Genomic DNA, 13,145 nt, shown 5'->3' on the forward strand with positions numbered 1-13,145 from the left:
CTGCTGGCGGGGGTGGGGCTGGTGGCCGCCGGATGTGGGGCGGAGGCACCGGCCGCCGGGCCCGCCGTGGGATCCGGCACGAGCCCGAGACCGAATGTCGGCGGAGGCTCAGGTTCGAGCGCCGGTGCGAGTGCGCGGCAGAGTGCCGGTGCCACTCCCGCGGCCCGTGCCGGAAGCGAGAGCCCCGCGCCGGTCGTCGCCGAGGGGGGTGCAACGGGAGCAGGGTGCTCATCGGGGAGGGGTTTCCCGAGGTGCGGGGGACGTCGCGGGACGCCGAGCTCTGGGCGCTGCTGTTCGTCAAGGAGGCGCCCCTCTCCCGGGGCCAGGAAGTCAAGATCGTGTGGCGGATGACCGGTGAGGGCCCGCTCACGATCAAGGCCACCCTCCCGGACGGGACGACCGCCAAGCGGACCTGGGGTCCGGAGGAGCACGCGGGGTCGACCTGGGAGCGGCCCGGACAGGAGTGGGGCACCGGGTTCGTGTTCCCGAAGCGCGGTTGCTGGAAGATCGAGCTCACCCGCACCCAGGGCAAGGGCCACGTCTGGCTCGCCGTCGCCTGACCCCTGGTGAGGATGTCAGCGCAGGGTGCGGTCCACGAAGGTGGTGACGTCGTCCAGGACCTCGTCCTTGTTGGTCTCGTTGAAGACCTCGTGGCGGGCGGCGGGGTAGACGCGTTCGGTGAAGTCGGTGCCGCGGGCGGCTTCGATGCCGATGCGACTGCCCGCCAGAGGCACCAGCCGGTCCTCCTCGCCGTGGATCCACAGCGTGGGCAGGGCGCCCAGCGTGCCGCTCTTGCGGATCGTGCCGAGCATGGACGAGAGGGCCTCCAGGGTGCGGCGCTTGAACGGGCCGTGCCACACGAGCGGGTCCTCGCCGTACGCGGCCCCGACCGACAGGTCGCGTGACAGCGTGGCCGGGTCGATCGGGGTGTCCGGCGGCTCGGGGTACGCCAGCAGCTCGGTCAGCACCTGCCACTCCCCGATCACCGGCCCGGACAGCACGAGGGCGGTCAGGCCGGAGCCGTACCGCTGGGCGTAGCGGGCCGCGATCATGCCGCCCATCGAGTGGCCGATCAGCACCACGGGAACGCCCGGGTGGTCGGCCCTGGCGCGTTCCTCGACGGTGTGGACGTCGGTGACCACGTCCTCGTAGTCGTCGATGAGCACCCGCTCGCCCTGCGACCTGCCGTGGCCCATGTGGTCGGGCCCGTAGACGGCGGCGCCGTGGCGGACGAGCCGGTCGGCCACGTACTCGTAGCGGCCGATGTGCTCACCGTATCCGTGGCAGAGGAGCGCGACGTAGCGCGGATCGTCATGGGGCCATTCGCGGACCGTGACGCGGCCCCTGGTGCCGGTGAAGGTGTGCTCGCGGGACTCGGCCATGCTCTGCTCCTACCCTGCTTCGCTCCGGGGCTCGAAAGTACGCCGTCCGTCCTAGATCGTCCACCCGCGCTGGGAGACTGGAGAGGTGATTCCACTGCCGATCAGGGAGATCGCGCCGGGGGCGGTGCACCTGCCCGGGTGGCTGACGTTCGACGAGCGGCGGCGCCTCGTCGAGGCGTGCCGCGCGTGGGCGAAGGAGCCGGTGCCGATGCGGCACACCGTGCTGCCCCGGGGCGGGGTCATGTCGGTGCAGACGGTCTGCCTGGGCTGGCACTGGCAGCCGTACCGGTACACGCGGACCGCCGACGACGTGAACGGCCGGCCCGTGGCCCCGCTGCCGGAGTGGCTGGCCGACCTGGGCCGGCGCGCCGTCACCGACGCCTACGGCGAAGCAGGCGCGTACGACCCCGACACCGCGCTGATCAACTTCTACGACGGCCAGGCCAAGATGGGCATGCACCAGGACAAGGACGAGAAGTCAGACGCCCCCGTCGTGTCGCTGAGCATCGGCGACGCCTGCCTGTTCCGCTTCGGCAACACCGAGACGCGCGGCAGGCCGTACACCGACGTGCGGCTCGACTCGGGTGACGCGTTCGTGTTCGGCGGGCCGTCGCGCTTCGCCTACCACGGCGTGCCGAAGGTCTACGCCGGCACCGGCGATCCGGCGACCGGGCTGAGCTCCGGCCGGCTCAACCTCACGCTGCGCGTCACCGGCCTGCGGTGACGTAGCCGAACGCGTCGTCGGAGAGTGTGCGGCGCAGCGTCCGCAGCACCTTGGCCGGGTCGTCGCCGGGGAACTCCACGTAGTACGGCTTCCCGTCCCGGCCGAACGTGATCGCCGAGCCGCCCTCCCACTCGCCGAGCAGGTCGGCCCCGGGCTCGAAGGCTCCGTCGGGCTCGAACCCGAGCGTGCGGGCGTGGTCGACGGACCCGAGCACGAGGTGCTGGGCCAGCTCGAACGGCGCCTCCTGCCAGCCCCGGTAATCGCTGAAGAAGTATTCGCGGAACTGGCTCAGCATGCGGTCGTCGATCACGTCGGGACCGATGGCGTTCTTCACGCCCATGCAGTAGACGTCGGCGAGGTAGCCGCAGACGCGCAGCTTGTCGTAGCCGTGCCGCCGGGCGACGAGCACGCTGACCATGCCGCCGCCGCCCGATTCGGGCTCGTTGTCCACCCAGCCGCGCGCCGGGTCGACGCCGAGCCCCTCGCTCCAGCCGACGTTGATCCAGCACCCGGCCACCTCGGCCGCACCCGTGCCGGGCGTCTCGGCCGCGATGGCGCGCACGAGAGGCGCGACGACCGACGGCGCGACCTTGAGCGCGCGGGCGATCTCCTTGGGCGACTTGCCCTGCCGGCGCAGCTCACGTACCTGGTCCTTCAGTGTCATTGGGGCAGCGTAGCGCGGCCTTGCGCCAGGCGGCGGGCAAGCCAGGCCAGCGCGAGCGGGTAGCGGTATTCGATGCCGCCGTGACCGGCGTCGAACAGCTCGAAGAAGACCCGATCATCCGGTACGCCCGCCGCTTCCAGCGCCCGCCGGAAGGCGAGCGCGCCGAAGTCCAGGAAGTACTCGTCCCGTTTGCCGGCGTCCACCCAGATGGCCCGCATCGACCGCAGCGCCTCCGCGTACTGCGGCCGGCCGGCCATCGTGACGGGGTCGCGCTCCACCCAGCGCCGCCAGACCTCCGGCACGACCGCGCCCGTGTCGTCGAACGGCAGGCGTACGGTGCCGTCGTCGTCGGCGGAGTAGGCGGCCGCGTAGGCGTACGTCTCCAGCAGTTCGAGGTCGCCCTCCTTGGTGCCGGCGATCCTGCCGCGGAAGTCGTTCAGGAAGGTCTCGTACGAACCGTCGTACATGTCGCGCAGCCTGCGGGCCAGCACCGGGAAGGCGGAACGGTTGGAGACCTCGAACAGCGCGTCGCCGGCGTGCGTGGCCAGGGCGCCGAACACGTCGGGGGCCAGCATGGCGGTGACCATGGCGCCGTAGCCGCCGCTCGACTTGCCGGTGACCGCGCGGTGGTCGCGGTCGGCGATCGTCCGGTAGTGCTCGTCCACCCAGGGCACGATCTCGTCGCGCAGGTACGCGTGGTAGCGGCCGGTGCCGGGCGAGTCGAGGTACTGGCTGCCGCCGAGGGACGTCCAGGCGTCGACGTACACGACGATGACGGGCGGCACGTCGCCGGCCGCGAACACCGCGTCGGCCAACTCCGGGTACGGCTGCCGGAACGGCGTCCGGTTCAGCCACATGGCGACGTGACCGGTGTAGCCCTGCAACACGTAGACGGCCGGGTAGCGGCGGCCCGGCGCGTCGTCGTAGCCCGGCGGGACGTACACCATGAGCGGCCGCTCGTGCGGGTCGCCCAGCGGGTTGCCGCGCAGCAGGGCGCTGTCGACGACGTGGTGGTCGAGACGGCCGGCCAGTTCGGCGGACCAGGGCAGCATGCGTTCTCCTCAACTCAACCGGCGGACGAGGTCACGGTGTCGACGCCCGCCTGGCCGACGGACCGCCCCGACACCAGCACGAGCGTGACGTTGCGCAGGTCGGCCAGGCGTGCGAGCGGATCGCCCGCGACCGCTATGAGGTCGGCCCGCTTGCCGGGGTCGAGACTGCCGGCGACCTGCCCGACCCCGCAGGCGTCCGCGGCGCGTACGGTGGCCAGCTCGATGATCTCCGCGTTGCCGTGGCCCGCCATCGCGAACACCTCCAGGCCTCCGACGTACCCGTCGGTCTCGTTGGCGATGCCGCCGACGGCGAACCCGGCGTCGGTGCCGGCGATGAGCCGGACGCCGGCCTCGCGCATGGCGGTGACGCCGGCCAGCCAGGCGTCGAGCATCTCGGCGCCGTGGACCTTGCGGATCCGTTCGAACGCGCCGTGCACGGTGGGGCAGACGAACGTGCCGCTCGCCGCGACGAGGTCGGCGAGCGCGGGATCGTAGCGGTGGCCGGACGGGGTGAAGAACGAGCAGTGCTCGATGGTGGTGACGCCGGCCTCGACGGCGCTGCGGATCGCGGCGTGCGCGTGAGCGTGGGCGGCGACGCCCTTGCCGCGGGTGGCGGCCTCCTCGACGACGGCGCGGAGTTGCTCGGTGCCGTGCTGGGGAATCCAGCTGGGCGGCGCGCCCGGGGTCATCTGGCCGCCGGAGGCCATCACCTTGAGGCAGTCGGCGCCGGCGCGGAGATTCTCCCTGGCGACGCGGCGGATGGCGGGCTCGTCGTCGGCCTCGCCGCCCATGTACCAGCAGTGGCCGCCGGTGATCGTGATGGGCCGGGTGGCGGCCACGACGTGCGGGCCGACGGCCAGGCCCTCCTCGATCGCGTCGCGTAACGCGATGTCGAGGAAGCCGCGCGCGCCGAGGTCGCGCGCGGTGGTGACGCCGGCGGAGACGAGCTTGCGGGCGTTCTCGGCCATGCGCAGCAGCAGATGGTGGTCGCTCTCGGGGCTGCGCCGGGTCACCGGGTCGACGCGGTCGTCGAACCCCAGGTGGACGTGCGCGTCGACGAGCCCCGGCAGCACCGTGTGGCCCGGCAGGTCGAGCACGTCGCCCTCTCCCGCCACGGCGTGCTCCCCCGCGTGGCCTCTCGGGCCGACGGAGACGATCGTCGCCCCGTCGATGAGGACCTCGCCGTCTTCGAGCACTTCCCCGGGACGTCCCGTGAGCACCTTGGCGGCGCGGATGATCCTCATGCGTCCCAGCGTGCCACGCGCCTTAAGGAGGTGAGAAGGGCATCGTAAGCGCCGGCGGGCACCGTGGAGACGTCGCCCAGAGGAAGGACCGCCGCCATGACCCCGACCGCCGAGTACGTCATCGCCCGCCTGTTCGACGCCCCACGGAAGGCGGTGTGGGCCGCCTGGACCGAGCCGGAGCGGTTCTCGCGCTGGTTCGGACCGCCGCCGCTGACCACGCCGGTGGGCCGGATCACCCTGGACGCCTGGCCGGGCGGGGTCTGGCGGGCCACGCTCGTGGGCGAGGAGGGGTTCGAGGTGACGCTGGACGGAACGTACCGCGAGGTGGTGCCACCGGCGCGGCTGGTGTTCACCACCGGCGACCCCGACGCGCCCGGCGACGGCCCCGCGTCCGTGGTGACCGTCGAGCTGGCCGACGTGGAGGGCAAGACCGAGATGCGCTTCCACCAGTACGGCGTCAACACCGACGACCGGCACGCCGAGCAGGCCAGGGCGGGCTGGATCGAGTTCTTCGACCGCCTCGCCGCCGACCTCGAACGCGGGTCATAGCAGCTTCTCGACGTCGTCCAGCTTGCCGGCGGCACCCTGCGCGTACGCGGCCTCGAACGCCTCGTCGCCGAGAGCCGCGCGGGCCCGGGAGGCGGCGCGGTCGATGTCGTGACGCTCCGACAGGCCGACCGGCGTCTGGTTGTGCCGCCTGACCGCGTCCGCCAGCCCGAGGAGCCTGGCCGCCTGTTCGGGCCGCGCGGCGGCCGCCGCGCCCTCCACGGCGAACACCGTCGTCGCGGGGTCGCCGACCTTGCGCGCCAGGCCCAGCGCCTCCATGTGCAGCCGCATGGCCGCGTCGGCGTCGCCGCGCAGCTCCGTGAGGTAGCCGAGCTCGATCAGGGTGTCCGGCAGGTGCATCGCGAAGTCGCCGCCGGGGTCGCGCGACAGCCCTTCGAGCAGGTGGTTCAGGTGCTTTTCCGCCAGGTCGTACCGCCCGGCCCGGCGCGCGGCGAAGGCCAGGCCCATCTCGGCCATGCTCGTGTTCCGCGAATAGCCCTGGGCGGTGGCCAGCTTCAGCGCCCGCTCGCAGATCTCGATGGCGGTGTCGTAGTCGCCCTTGCCGAGCGCGACCCAGCCGAGCCAGGCGGTGTGCGAGGCGACCTCCGGCCACAGCCCCAGGTCCTCCGCCATCCGCAGGCCCTCGCCGAACAGCCGGGCGGCCTGCTCGGCGTCCTTCCTCATCTCGGCCAGCGAGGCCAGCCACTCGGTGGCGCGCAGCAGGCCCCACCGGTCCCCCAGCTCGATGAAGAGCCGGGCGCTCTCGGTGCCGATCCGTTCCAGGGCCTCGTGGTCGCGGCGGGTGAAGGCGTCCATGGCGTGCCGGACGAGCGCGACCGCAACGCCCCATTTGTCGCCGACCTCCCGGAACGTGGCCAGTGACCGCTCCGTCAGCTCCTGCCCGGTCGCGATGTCCTCGACGTGCATGCCGACGAACACCTCGACCCTGGCCCGTTCGCGCCGGTCGGGGACGGCCTCCAGCACCGGCCGCCAGTCGACGTGCTCGCCGGCCAGCAGCGCGAACGCGGCCTGCCAGGCGGCGGCCCGCGCGCGTACTGCGCCGGTGCCGGGCGCGGCCGGCGCAGAGACAGGCACGGACAGGGCCGTCTCCAGCGAGCGTCGGGCCTCGGCGAGCCTGCCGCGCAGGAACCAGTACCAGGCGAGCGCGTTCACCAGCCGGGCGGCGGCGCCGGCGTCGGCGTGGGCCACCGCCGTGTCGAGGGCGGCCCGCATGTTGGCGGCCTCGGCGTCCAGCCGCAGCAGCCAGTCGCGCTGGTCGTGCGCGTACAGCTCGGGCTCGGCGCGTTCGGCGAGCTCCAGGTAGTGGCGCAGGTGTGCGAGGCGTACGCGGTCGAGCTCGCCCGCGTCGGACATCCGGGCCCGGCAGTACTCGGACACCGACTCCAGCAGCCGGTAGCGCATACCGGTCGGCGCGTCGGCGACCACGACCAGCGACCGGTCGACCAGCCGGGCCAGCAGATCCAGCACGTCGAGCTCGGTCGTCACCGAGTCGCCGAACGCCGGTCCCGCCGCGTCACCGAGCCGTGGAGCAGCCGCGTCACCGACCGCCGGTCGCGCCGCGTCACCGGGTCCCGGAGCAGCCGCGTCACCGTGCGCGAGCATCGCCGCGTCACCGGGACGGCGGGCGGCGGGGATGTCGGCGAGGGCGCAGACGGCCTCGGCGGCCTCCAGCGTGCAGCCGTCGGCGTGCGCCGCGAGGCGGCGCAGGACCGTGCGTTCGTCGCCGGACAGCAGGTCCCAGCTCCAGTCGATCACGGCGGTGAGCGTCTGCTGCCGGGCCGGGGCCCCGCGCTGCCCGGAGGCCAGCAGCCGGAACCGGTCGTCCAGCCGGGCGACGACACCGTGCACGCCGAGCGCCCGCACCCGGGTCGCGGCCAGCTCCAGTGCCAGCGGGATGCCGTCGAGCCGCCGGCACAGCTGCGCCACGGCCTGCGCGTTGGACGCGTCCAGCGAGAACCCGCGGGCGGACGCGGCGGCCCTGGCCACGAAGAGCCGTACGGCGTCGGAGCGGGCCATGGTGGCCAGGTCGGCGGCGGCGGGCACGTCGAGCGGTGGCACGCTCCACAGCACCTCGCCGGACACGGCCAGCGGCTCGCGGCTGGTGGCCAGGACGCGCAGCTCGGGACAGGCCCGCAGCAGCGTCTCGGCCAGCTCGGCGACCTGCTCGACGACGTGCTCGCAGTTGTCCAGCACGAGCAGCGTCCGCCGGGGCTTGAGCGCGGCGACCAGGTGCCCGACCGGGGAGCCGCCGGAGGCGTCCTCCCTGATGTCCAGGGCCGCGATGACGGCCTCGGCCGGCGACCGGGACGCCTGGTCGAGCGCGACGAGCCAGGCTCCGTCCGGGTACGCGTCCAGCAGCCGGCTCGCCACCTCCACCGCCAGCCGGGTCTTGCCGACGCCGCCGCTGCCGGTGAGGGTGACCAGTCGGTCCTCGGTGACCAGCGCGCACACCTCGGCCAGAGCCTCTTCCCGGCCGATGAGCCTGCTGACGGAGGCGGGCAGGTTGGTCACCGGGCGTTCCACGGGCACGCTCAGCGCCGGGTCCTGGCCGAGGATCGCCTGGTGGAGCGCGACCAGCTCGGGCCCGGGGTCGAGGCCGAGCTCCTCGGACAACCGTTCGCGCAGCTCGCCGTAGCTGGCGAGGGCCTCGCTCTGGCGGCCGGCCCGGTAGAGGACGCGCATGTGGACGGCGCGCAGACGTTCCCTGAGAGGGTGGCGGGCCACCAGGTCGCCCAGCTCGCCGACGAGCAGGCCGTGCTCGCCGAGCTCCAGCCGCGCCTCCGCGTGCTGCTCCAGCGCCGACAACCGCTGCTCCTCCAGCCGCAGGATGGCCGAGCGGGTGTACTCCTCGTCGGCGAAGTCCGCGTACGCCGGGCCGCGCCACAGGGCCAGCGCGCCCGCCAGCAGCTCGGCCTTCGTGCGCGGGCTGGTCGCGGCCTCCGCCTCGGCGAGCAGACCGGCGAATCGGGCGGCGTCGAGCGCGCCGTCGTCGCAGCGCAGCAGGTAGCCGGGGGCGCGGGAGACGACGAGGTTCTTGCCGCCGGGCTCGGCGTCCTCGAACGCCTTGCGCAGCTGCGAGACCCGCACCTGCAGCGCGCCCGCCGGATTCGCCGGCGCGTCATCGCCCCACAGGTCGTCGACCAGCCGGTCCACGGACACCGGATGGCCCTCGTGCACGAGCAGGTCCACGAGCAGCGCGCGTACCTTGAGACCGGGGATGGTGACGGGCTCCCCCGCGTCGGTCCAGACCGCCAGCGGCCCCAGCACCCCAAATCGCATGCTCGCCACCTTATGCGGGCCTCTGCTGGTAATGCCGCCCTTTTCGCGGACCTTCAGCCGGGCAGCGTCGCGGTGACCGTCCGGCGGATCGCGTCCAGGTCGACGTCCTCGGCCAGGGTCGCCGGCTCGGGGACGTCCTTATCGCCTCCTCGACGTTGAGCAGCCTGCGCAGCAGCCGCGGCAGCACGGTGCGGCCGAGCAGGTCCTCCGCGAGCACCGCGCCGCCCGCGCCGTCCATCGCGAACCGTTCGGCGAGGTAGACGCCGAGCCGCTCGTACGTGCCGGCGAAGACGGCGTCGAAGTACGCGCGAGCTGCCGGGCAGCCGTTCGGCCTCGGCGATGCTCAGCCGGCAGGTCCGCACCTGCGGCTCCCACGCCATCAGCTGCAGGAACCGGCCGCAGAACAAGGTCACCGCCTCCATGGGCTCCTCGGCGTACGCGTCGGGGGTCTTCAGCCTGCCCAGGTACAGCCCCGTCGGTCAGGCGGTGGGCGGGGCCTTGCGGGCCGAGCCGCGGTAGCGGTCGGCGTCGTAGCGGCGGTCGTTGTCGTCGAGCTTGGCCCGCGCCGCCTCCACCAGGTCGACGCCCAGGACGTCGGCCAGGCGCACGAGATAGAGCGTCACGTCGCCCAGCTCCGTACGCATTCGGGTGAGCGACTCGGGGTCGGGGTGGCGGGACTCCTCGGCCGTCAGCCACTGGAACTCCGCCACCAGCTCCCCGACCTCGCCCGCCAGCGCCATCGCGAGATTCTTCGGCGTGTGGAACTGCTCCCACTCCCGCACCCGCGCGAACTCCCGCAGCCGCTCGGCCAGCCCTTCCAGCTCCGTCGTCACGCCACAGGACCCTACCGACTCCCGCCTGTATGTTTCTGAGCGTGAATGGGGTCGAACTGTTCCTGCTGGGCCGGACACTGATGAAGATCGGCGAGGAGGCGATGCCGACCGAGGGCATCGGCGAGCACTCCACGAGCCTGCGCACCGTGCTCATCGTCGTGAGCGACCTGCGCGGCCATCCCGACACCACCGTGGGCGAGATCGCCACCCGCACCGGCCTGCCACAGAGTGCCGTGTCCGCTGCCGTCGCGCGGCTGCGCGAGACGGAGGCGGTGATCACGGAGACCGACCCGAGAGACCGCCGGCGAACGATCATCCGCGAGGCGCCCGAGGTCTCCGACCGCGTGTCGCAGGTCCGCGACACCCCCATCGACAAGGCTCTGGCGGCCGCGCTGGGTACGGACGACCCCCAGCGCGTCAGCGAGACCGTCGCAGCCCTGGAAGCCCTCGCGGAACGGCTCGTCCCCGGGGCGCGATAATTCATCTTTTTTGATGTATCAAATCTGATGGACTAGGCTGGGCGGCATGACCTCGCACACCTTGCGCGTGCCCGGAGCGTCCCTCCACTACGCGATCCGCGGCACGGGCCCCCTCCTACTGATCTCCCAGAGCGGCGAGGGCGACGCCGACCGCACCACCGACCTGGTGGACCGGCTCGCGGACGAGTACACCGTGGTCACGTACGACCGGCGCGGGCTGAGCCGCAGCACCGTCGGCGACCCCGGCGCGGGCGTGACCGTCCAGCAGCACGCCGACGACGTGCACCGGCTGCTCGCCCACCTCACCGAGAAACCCGCGATCATGCTGGGTCAGAGTCTCGGCGCGACCATCGGCCTGCACCTCGCCGTCCGCCATCCCGAGCAGCTCAGCCTGCTCATCGCCCACGAACCGGTCGCCCCCTGGCTGCTCCCCCCGGCCGAGCAGGCCCGGCACCGCGCGGAGCTGACCGAGGTGCGCGACCGCTACCTCGACGGCGGCCTCGCCGCCGCCGTCGCGGAGATCCCGCGCGTCCTCGGCATCACCGCCGACGCAGAACCCGATCTGACCCCGCAGCCCATGACGCTCCGGCGGCAGGCGAACTTCGACTTCTTCCTCAGATACGACTTCCCCGCCGTGATCCAGGACGAGCTGGACCTGTCGGGCTGCCGGACCCCGATCGTGCCCGCTGCCGGCCGCGGCACACCGAGCACCGTCTTCGACCGCCGCTGCGCCGTCGAGCTGGCGAAGCGCCTCGGGACCGAGCTCGCGGAGCTGCCGGGCGGGCACAACGGCAACACCAGCCACCCGCGCGCGTACGCCGCCAGCCTCCGCGAGCTCCTCCGGGTTTCTACTGGGTGGCGTCCTTGAGCAGGCCGCGCAGACGTTCGACCGGCTCCGAGCCGCCGGAGAAGGACGGGGTCGTGCCGCCCTGGCGGCCCCAGAGCCACAGCAGGACGTCGTGCGGCGAGCCCGTCACCGAGGCGTCGGCCTCGGCGGTGGAGCCCTTCGCCACCTCGACCCCTGAGGCGGACGGGCGCACCAGCCAGCGGTGGTCGCCCGCCTGGATCGACACCGTACGGCCCTCCGCCGCCGCCAGGCCGTCGCCGAACTCCTCGGGCCACTTGGCCGCCGCGTAGGCGAGGAACGCCACCAGGATCTCGTCGATGCCGTCGAGCGCCAGGTCGTCGGGGATCGGGGCGAGCGGCTCACCGGCCGCCAGCTCGGCATCGACCCGGTGCACGACCGTCTCCAGGGCCATCCTGCGCACCCAGAAGCCGACCGTCTGGTCCGCGTCGTACCAGGTGAGGGCCGGCTCGCCGGGCTTGCGCGCGGCGAACTCGGCGCGCAGCACGGACAGGGCGCGGTCGAAGTATCCGGCGGGCTCGGCCGGCTCGGGCGGCAGCGGCCAGGGGTCGGGCCAGGCGCCCCGGCGCATCGCCTCGACCTTGTGCAGGTAGACCTCGCCGACGTGCAGCAACAGGTCGGCAGCCGTCCACCCGGGACAGGACGGCACCGGCGCGCCCACATCGCGCACGGCGACCTCCCGCAGACGCGCGGCGTCACGGTCGAACAGCTCCAGGTATCGGGGAGAATCCATACGCCAATTCAAACACATGATCGAGTGTCGTCGGTCACAATCGGATCGCCCATCAGCGAATTCACCGGCGTCAGCACGGCCAAGGGGCGCGGCATCGAGGCGGCGCCGACGAGTTCATGCTCGACACCATGTCCGTGCGCCTGGAGCTCCGCGCGCGGCGGCTGCACGTGGCGGTGCGCGCCCGAGCAGGTCAGCGGGAGAGGAAGTCGCGGACGCGGGGCAGCACGTCCGCCGGGCGGCGCAGGGCCGTGGCGTGGTCGGCGTCCGCCACCGAGAAGAACTCCGCGCCGTGGGAGCGGGCATAGTCGCGCATCGGCTCGTGCCAGTGGTCGGCCGTGCCGGCGTACATGAGGGTCGGCACCTCCGAGGCGGCCAGCCGGTCGGCCAGGCCGGGCTCGCGGGAGAACGCCTCGTAGTTCGCGCGGTGCGCCGCCGCGTCGCCCGCCTCGATCACGGCAACCTGGTACGCCGACTCCAGCGCCCCGCCCCTCACCAGCTCGTACGGGTCGTGGTCGGCGGGCAGCCCGAGCGCGGCCAGCACGGCGGGCACCCGCGCCATGAACCCGTACGGGTCGAAGGCCCCGGCCACCAGGCGGGTCAGCCGCTCCGGCGCGCAGGCGGCCACCGCGTAGCCGGTCAGAGCGCCCAGCGAATACCCCCAGAAGGCGGCCCGATCCAGCCCGAGGTCGTCGAGCACGGCGACGACGGACGCGGCCCGCCGCTCCAGCGTGTACGCCGCCGGAGTGCGGGGCGCGTCACTCGCGCCCAGCCCGAGCGGATCGATCGCGATCACCGTGTGGGCAGCGGCCAGGACCTCGGTGTAACCGAGGTAGGCCCAGTGGCCCCGTCCTCGAACATTCCGGGATGAAGCACCACGGGCGCCCCCGCTCCGGACACCGCGTACGAGATCTTGTAGCCGTCAGTATACGCAAAAGGCATGACATATCCCCTTACAACCAGGAACGTTACCTCTTGTAACGGGACTCATCCTCCGCCACCATCGAGACGCTGAAAAGGAGGCACTTTCTTGGCGCAACGGAACACCGCGGTAACGGACCAGGCCGACTGCCCGCTCCCCGAGGTGCTGCGGCTGATCGGCGACAAGTGGTGCATCCAGATCCTGGTCGAACTGGGCGAGGGCCCGCGCCGCTTCACCCAGCTGGAGCGCGCGATCGACGGCATCAGCCGCCGCATGCTCACCCTCAACCTGCGCAACCTCGAACGCAACGGTCTGGTCACCCGTACCGTCCACCCCGACGCGCCCCCCAGCGTCGAGTACGCCATCACGCCCCTGGCCGAGGACATCCGCGACCCCCTGGAGGC

13 protein-coding genes and 1 pseudogene are annotated in these 13,145 nt (G+C 73.0%); 6 read left to right on the forward strand and 8 right to left on the reverse strand.

Annotation, left to right across the window (positions count from 1 at the left end):
* Nucleotides 1-224 precede the first annotated feature (224 nt).
* Nucleotides 225-560, forward strand: coding sequence for a hypothetical protein (locus tag E1286_RS41110; protein ID WP_132621795.1), 336 nt, complete (start codon nucleotides 225-227; stop codon nucleotides 558-560).
* 15 nt (nucleotides 561-575) lie between these two features.
* Here the strand turns inward: E1286_RS41110 and E1286_RS41115 are convergent, their stop codons facing one another.
* The gene (locus E1286_RS41115; protein ID WP_132621797.1) at nucleotides 576-1,382 is read right to left on the reverse strand and encodes an alpha/beta hydrolase; all 807 of its coding nucleotides are present in this window, start codon (nucleotides 1,380-1,382) and stop codon (nucleotides 576-578) included.
* Between the two features lie 85 nt (nucleotides 1,383-1,467).
* On the opposite strand from E1286_RS41115, the gene E1286_RS41120 reads away from it, so the two are divergent.
* The gene (locus E1286_RS41120; protein WP_132621799.1) at nucleotides 1,468-2,106 is read left to right on the forward strand and encodes an alpha-ketoglutarate-dependent dioxygenase AlkB family protein; all 639 of its coding nucleotides are present in this window, start codon (nucleotides 1,468-1,470) and stop codon (nucleotides 2,104-2,106) included.
* Here the strand turns inward: E1286_RS41120 and E1286_RS41125 are convergent.
* Genes E1286_RS41125 through E1286_RS41135 form a run of 3 tightly spaced genes read right to left on the reverse strand, consistent with a single transcriptional unit; the run spans nucleotide 2,090 to nucleotide 5,066 of the window.
* Nucleotides 2,090-2,770: a helix-turn-helix domain-containing protein gene (locus E1286_RS41125; protein WP_246075607.1), complete on the reverse strand. Its 681-nt coding sequence runs from the start codon at nucleotides 2,768-2,770 to the stop codon at nucleotides 2,090-2,092. The genes E1286_RS41120 and E1286_RS41125 overlap by 17 nt on opposite strands.
* The gene (locus E1286_RS41130; RefSeq protein ID WP_132621801.1) at nucleotides 2,767-3,822 is read right to left on the reverse strand and encodes an alpha/beta hydrolase; all 1,056 of its coding nucleotides are present in this window, start codon (nucleotides 3,820-3,822) and stop codon (nucleotides 2,767-2,769) included. The genes E1286_RS41125 and E1286_RS41130 overlap by 4 nt, the downstream gene beginning before the upstream one ends.
* 14 nt (nucleotides 3,823-3,836) lie before the next feature.
* Nucleotides 3,837-5,066, reverse strand: a complete 1,230-nt coding sequence (locus E1286_RS41135) for an amidohydrolase family protein (protein WP_132621803.1) — start codon at nucleotides 5,064-5,066, stop codon at nucleotides 3,837-3,839.
* A 96-nt stretch (nucleotides 5,067-5,162) separates the two neighbouring features.
* On the opposite strand from E1286_RS41135, the gene E1286_RS41140 reads away from it, so the two are divergent.
* A complete protein-coding gene (locus tag E1286_RS41140; protein ID WP_132621805.1) occupies nucleotides 5,163-5,615 on the forward strand; it encodes an SRPBCC family protein in 453 nt (150 codons plus the stop codon).
* Here the strand turns inward: E1286_RS41140 and E1286_RS50920 are convergent.
* Together E1286_RS50920 and E1286_RS41155 are read right to left on the reverse strand one after the other, a co-directional pair.
* Entirely contained in the window at nucleotides 5,610-8,912 is a 3,303-nt protein-coding gene (locus E1286_RS50920) for an AfsR/SARP family transcriptional regulator (RefSeq protein ID WP_246075608.1), read from the reverse strand. The genes E1286_RS41140 and E1286_RS50920 overlap by 6 nt on opposite strands.
* Nucleotides 8,913-9,391: 479 nt before the next feature.
* Nucleotides 9,392-9,745, reverse strand: a complete 354-nt coding sequence (locus tag E1286_RS41155) for a nucleotide pyrophosphohydrolase (RefSeq protein ID WP_132621807.1) — start codon at nucleotides 9,743-9,745, stop codon at nucleotides 9,392-9,394.
* A gap of 41 nt (nucleotides 9,746-9,786) precedes the next feature.
* Here E1286_RS41155 and E1286_RS41160 point away from each other — a divergent pair, with 41 nt between their 5' ends.
* Both E1286_RS41160 and E1286_RS41165 read left to right on the forward strand, forming a co-directional pair.
* Nucleotides 9,787-10,224, forward strand: coding sequence for a MarR family transcriptional regulator (locus tag E1286_RS41160; protein ID WP_246075609.1), 438 nt, complete (start codon nucleotides 9,787-9,789; stop codon nucleotides 10,222-10,224).
* A gap of 46 nt (nucleotides 10,225-10,270) precedes the next feature.
* The gene (locus E1286_RS41165; RefSeq protein WP_132621809.1) at nucleotides 10,271-11,092 is read left to right on the forward strand and encodes an alpha/beta fold hydrolase; all 822 of its coding nucleotides are present in this window, start codon (nucleotides 10,271-10,273) and stop codon (nucleotides 11,090-11,092) included.
* Here the strand turns inward: E1286_RS41165 and E1286_RS41170 are convergent.
* Nucleotides 11,073-11,822: a maleylpyruvate isomerase N-terminal domain-containing protein gene (locus tag E1286_RS41170; RefSeq protein WP_132621811.1), complete on the reverse strand. Its 750-nt coding sequence runs from the start codon at nucleotides 11,820-11,822 to the stop codon at nucleotides 11,073-11,075. The two genes, E1286_RS41165 and E1286_RS41170, sit on opposite strands and share 20 nt — an antisense overlap.
* A gap of 190 nt (nucleotides 11,823-12,012) precedes the next feature.
* Nucleotides 12,013-12,657 (reverse strand): annotated as a pseudogene (locus E1286_RS41175) (alpha/beta fold hydrolase); the annotation flags it as partial.
* Nucleotides 12,658-12,849: 192 nt separating this feature from the next.
* On the opposite strand from E1286_RS41175, the gene E1286_RS41180 reads away from it, so the two are divergent.
* Nucleotides 12,850-13,145, forward strand: a 296-nt coding sequence (locus E1286_RS41180) for a winged helix-turn-helix transcriptional regulator (RefSeq protein WP_132621815.1), incomplete at its 3' end; no start/stop codon positions are given.

The sequence above is a fragment of the Nonomuraea terrae genome, assembly GCF_004348995.1.
GTDB lineage: Bacteria > Actinomycetota > Actinomycetes > Streptosporangiales > Streptosporangiaceae > Nonomuraea > Nonomuraea terrae.

Excerpts from the sequence above, each read along its gene's own strand:
- E1286_RS41115 (WP_132621797.1), bottom strand. The coding sequence starts at position 1,382 with ATGGCCGAGTCCCGCGAGCACACCTTCACCGGCACCAGGGGCCGCGTC.
- E1286_RS41125 (WP_246075607.1), bottom strand. The coding sequence starts at position 2,770 with ATGACACTGAAGGACCAGGTACGTGAGCTGCGCCGGCAGGGCAAGTCG.
- E1286_RS41130 (WP_132621801.1), bottom strand. The coding sequence starts at position 3,822 with ATGCTGCCCTGGTCCGCCGAACTGGCCGGCCGTCTCGACCACCACGTC.
- E1286_RS41135 (WP_132621803.1), bottom strand. The coding sequence starts at position 5,066 with ATGAGGATCATCCGCGCCGCCAAGGTGCTCACGGGACGTCCCGGGGAA.
- E1286_RS41140 (WP_132621805.1), top strand. The coding sequence starts at position 5,163 with ATGACCCCGACCGCCGAGTACGTCATCGCCCGCCTGTTCGACGCCCCA.
- E1286_RS50920 (WP_246075608.1), bottom strand. The coding sequence starts at position 8,912 with ATGCGATTTGGGGTGCTGGGGCCGCTGGCGGTCTGGACCGACGCGGGG.
- E1286_RS41165 (WP_132621809.1), top strand. The coding sequence starts at position 10,271 with ATGACCTCGCACACCTTGCGCGTGCCCGGAGCGTCCCTCCACTACGCG.
- E1286_RS41170 (WP_132621811.1), bottom strand. The coding sequence starts at position 11,822 with ATGGATTCTCCCCGATACCTGGAGCTGTTCGACCGTGACGCCGCGCGT.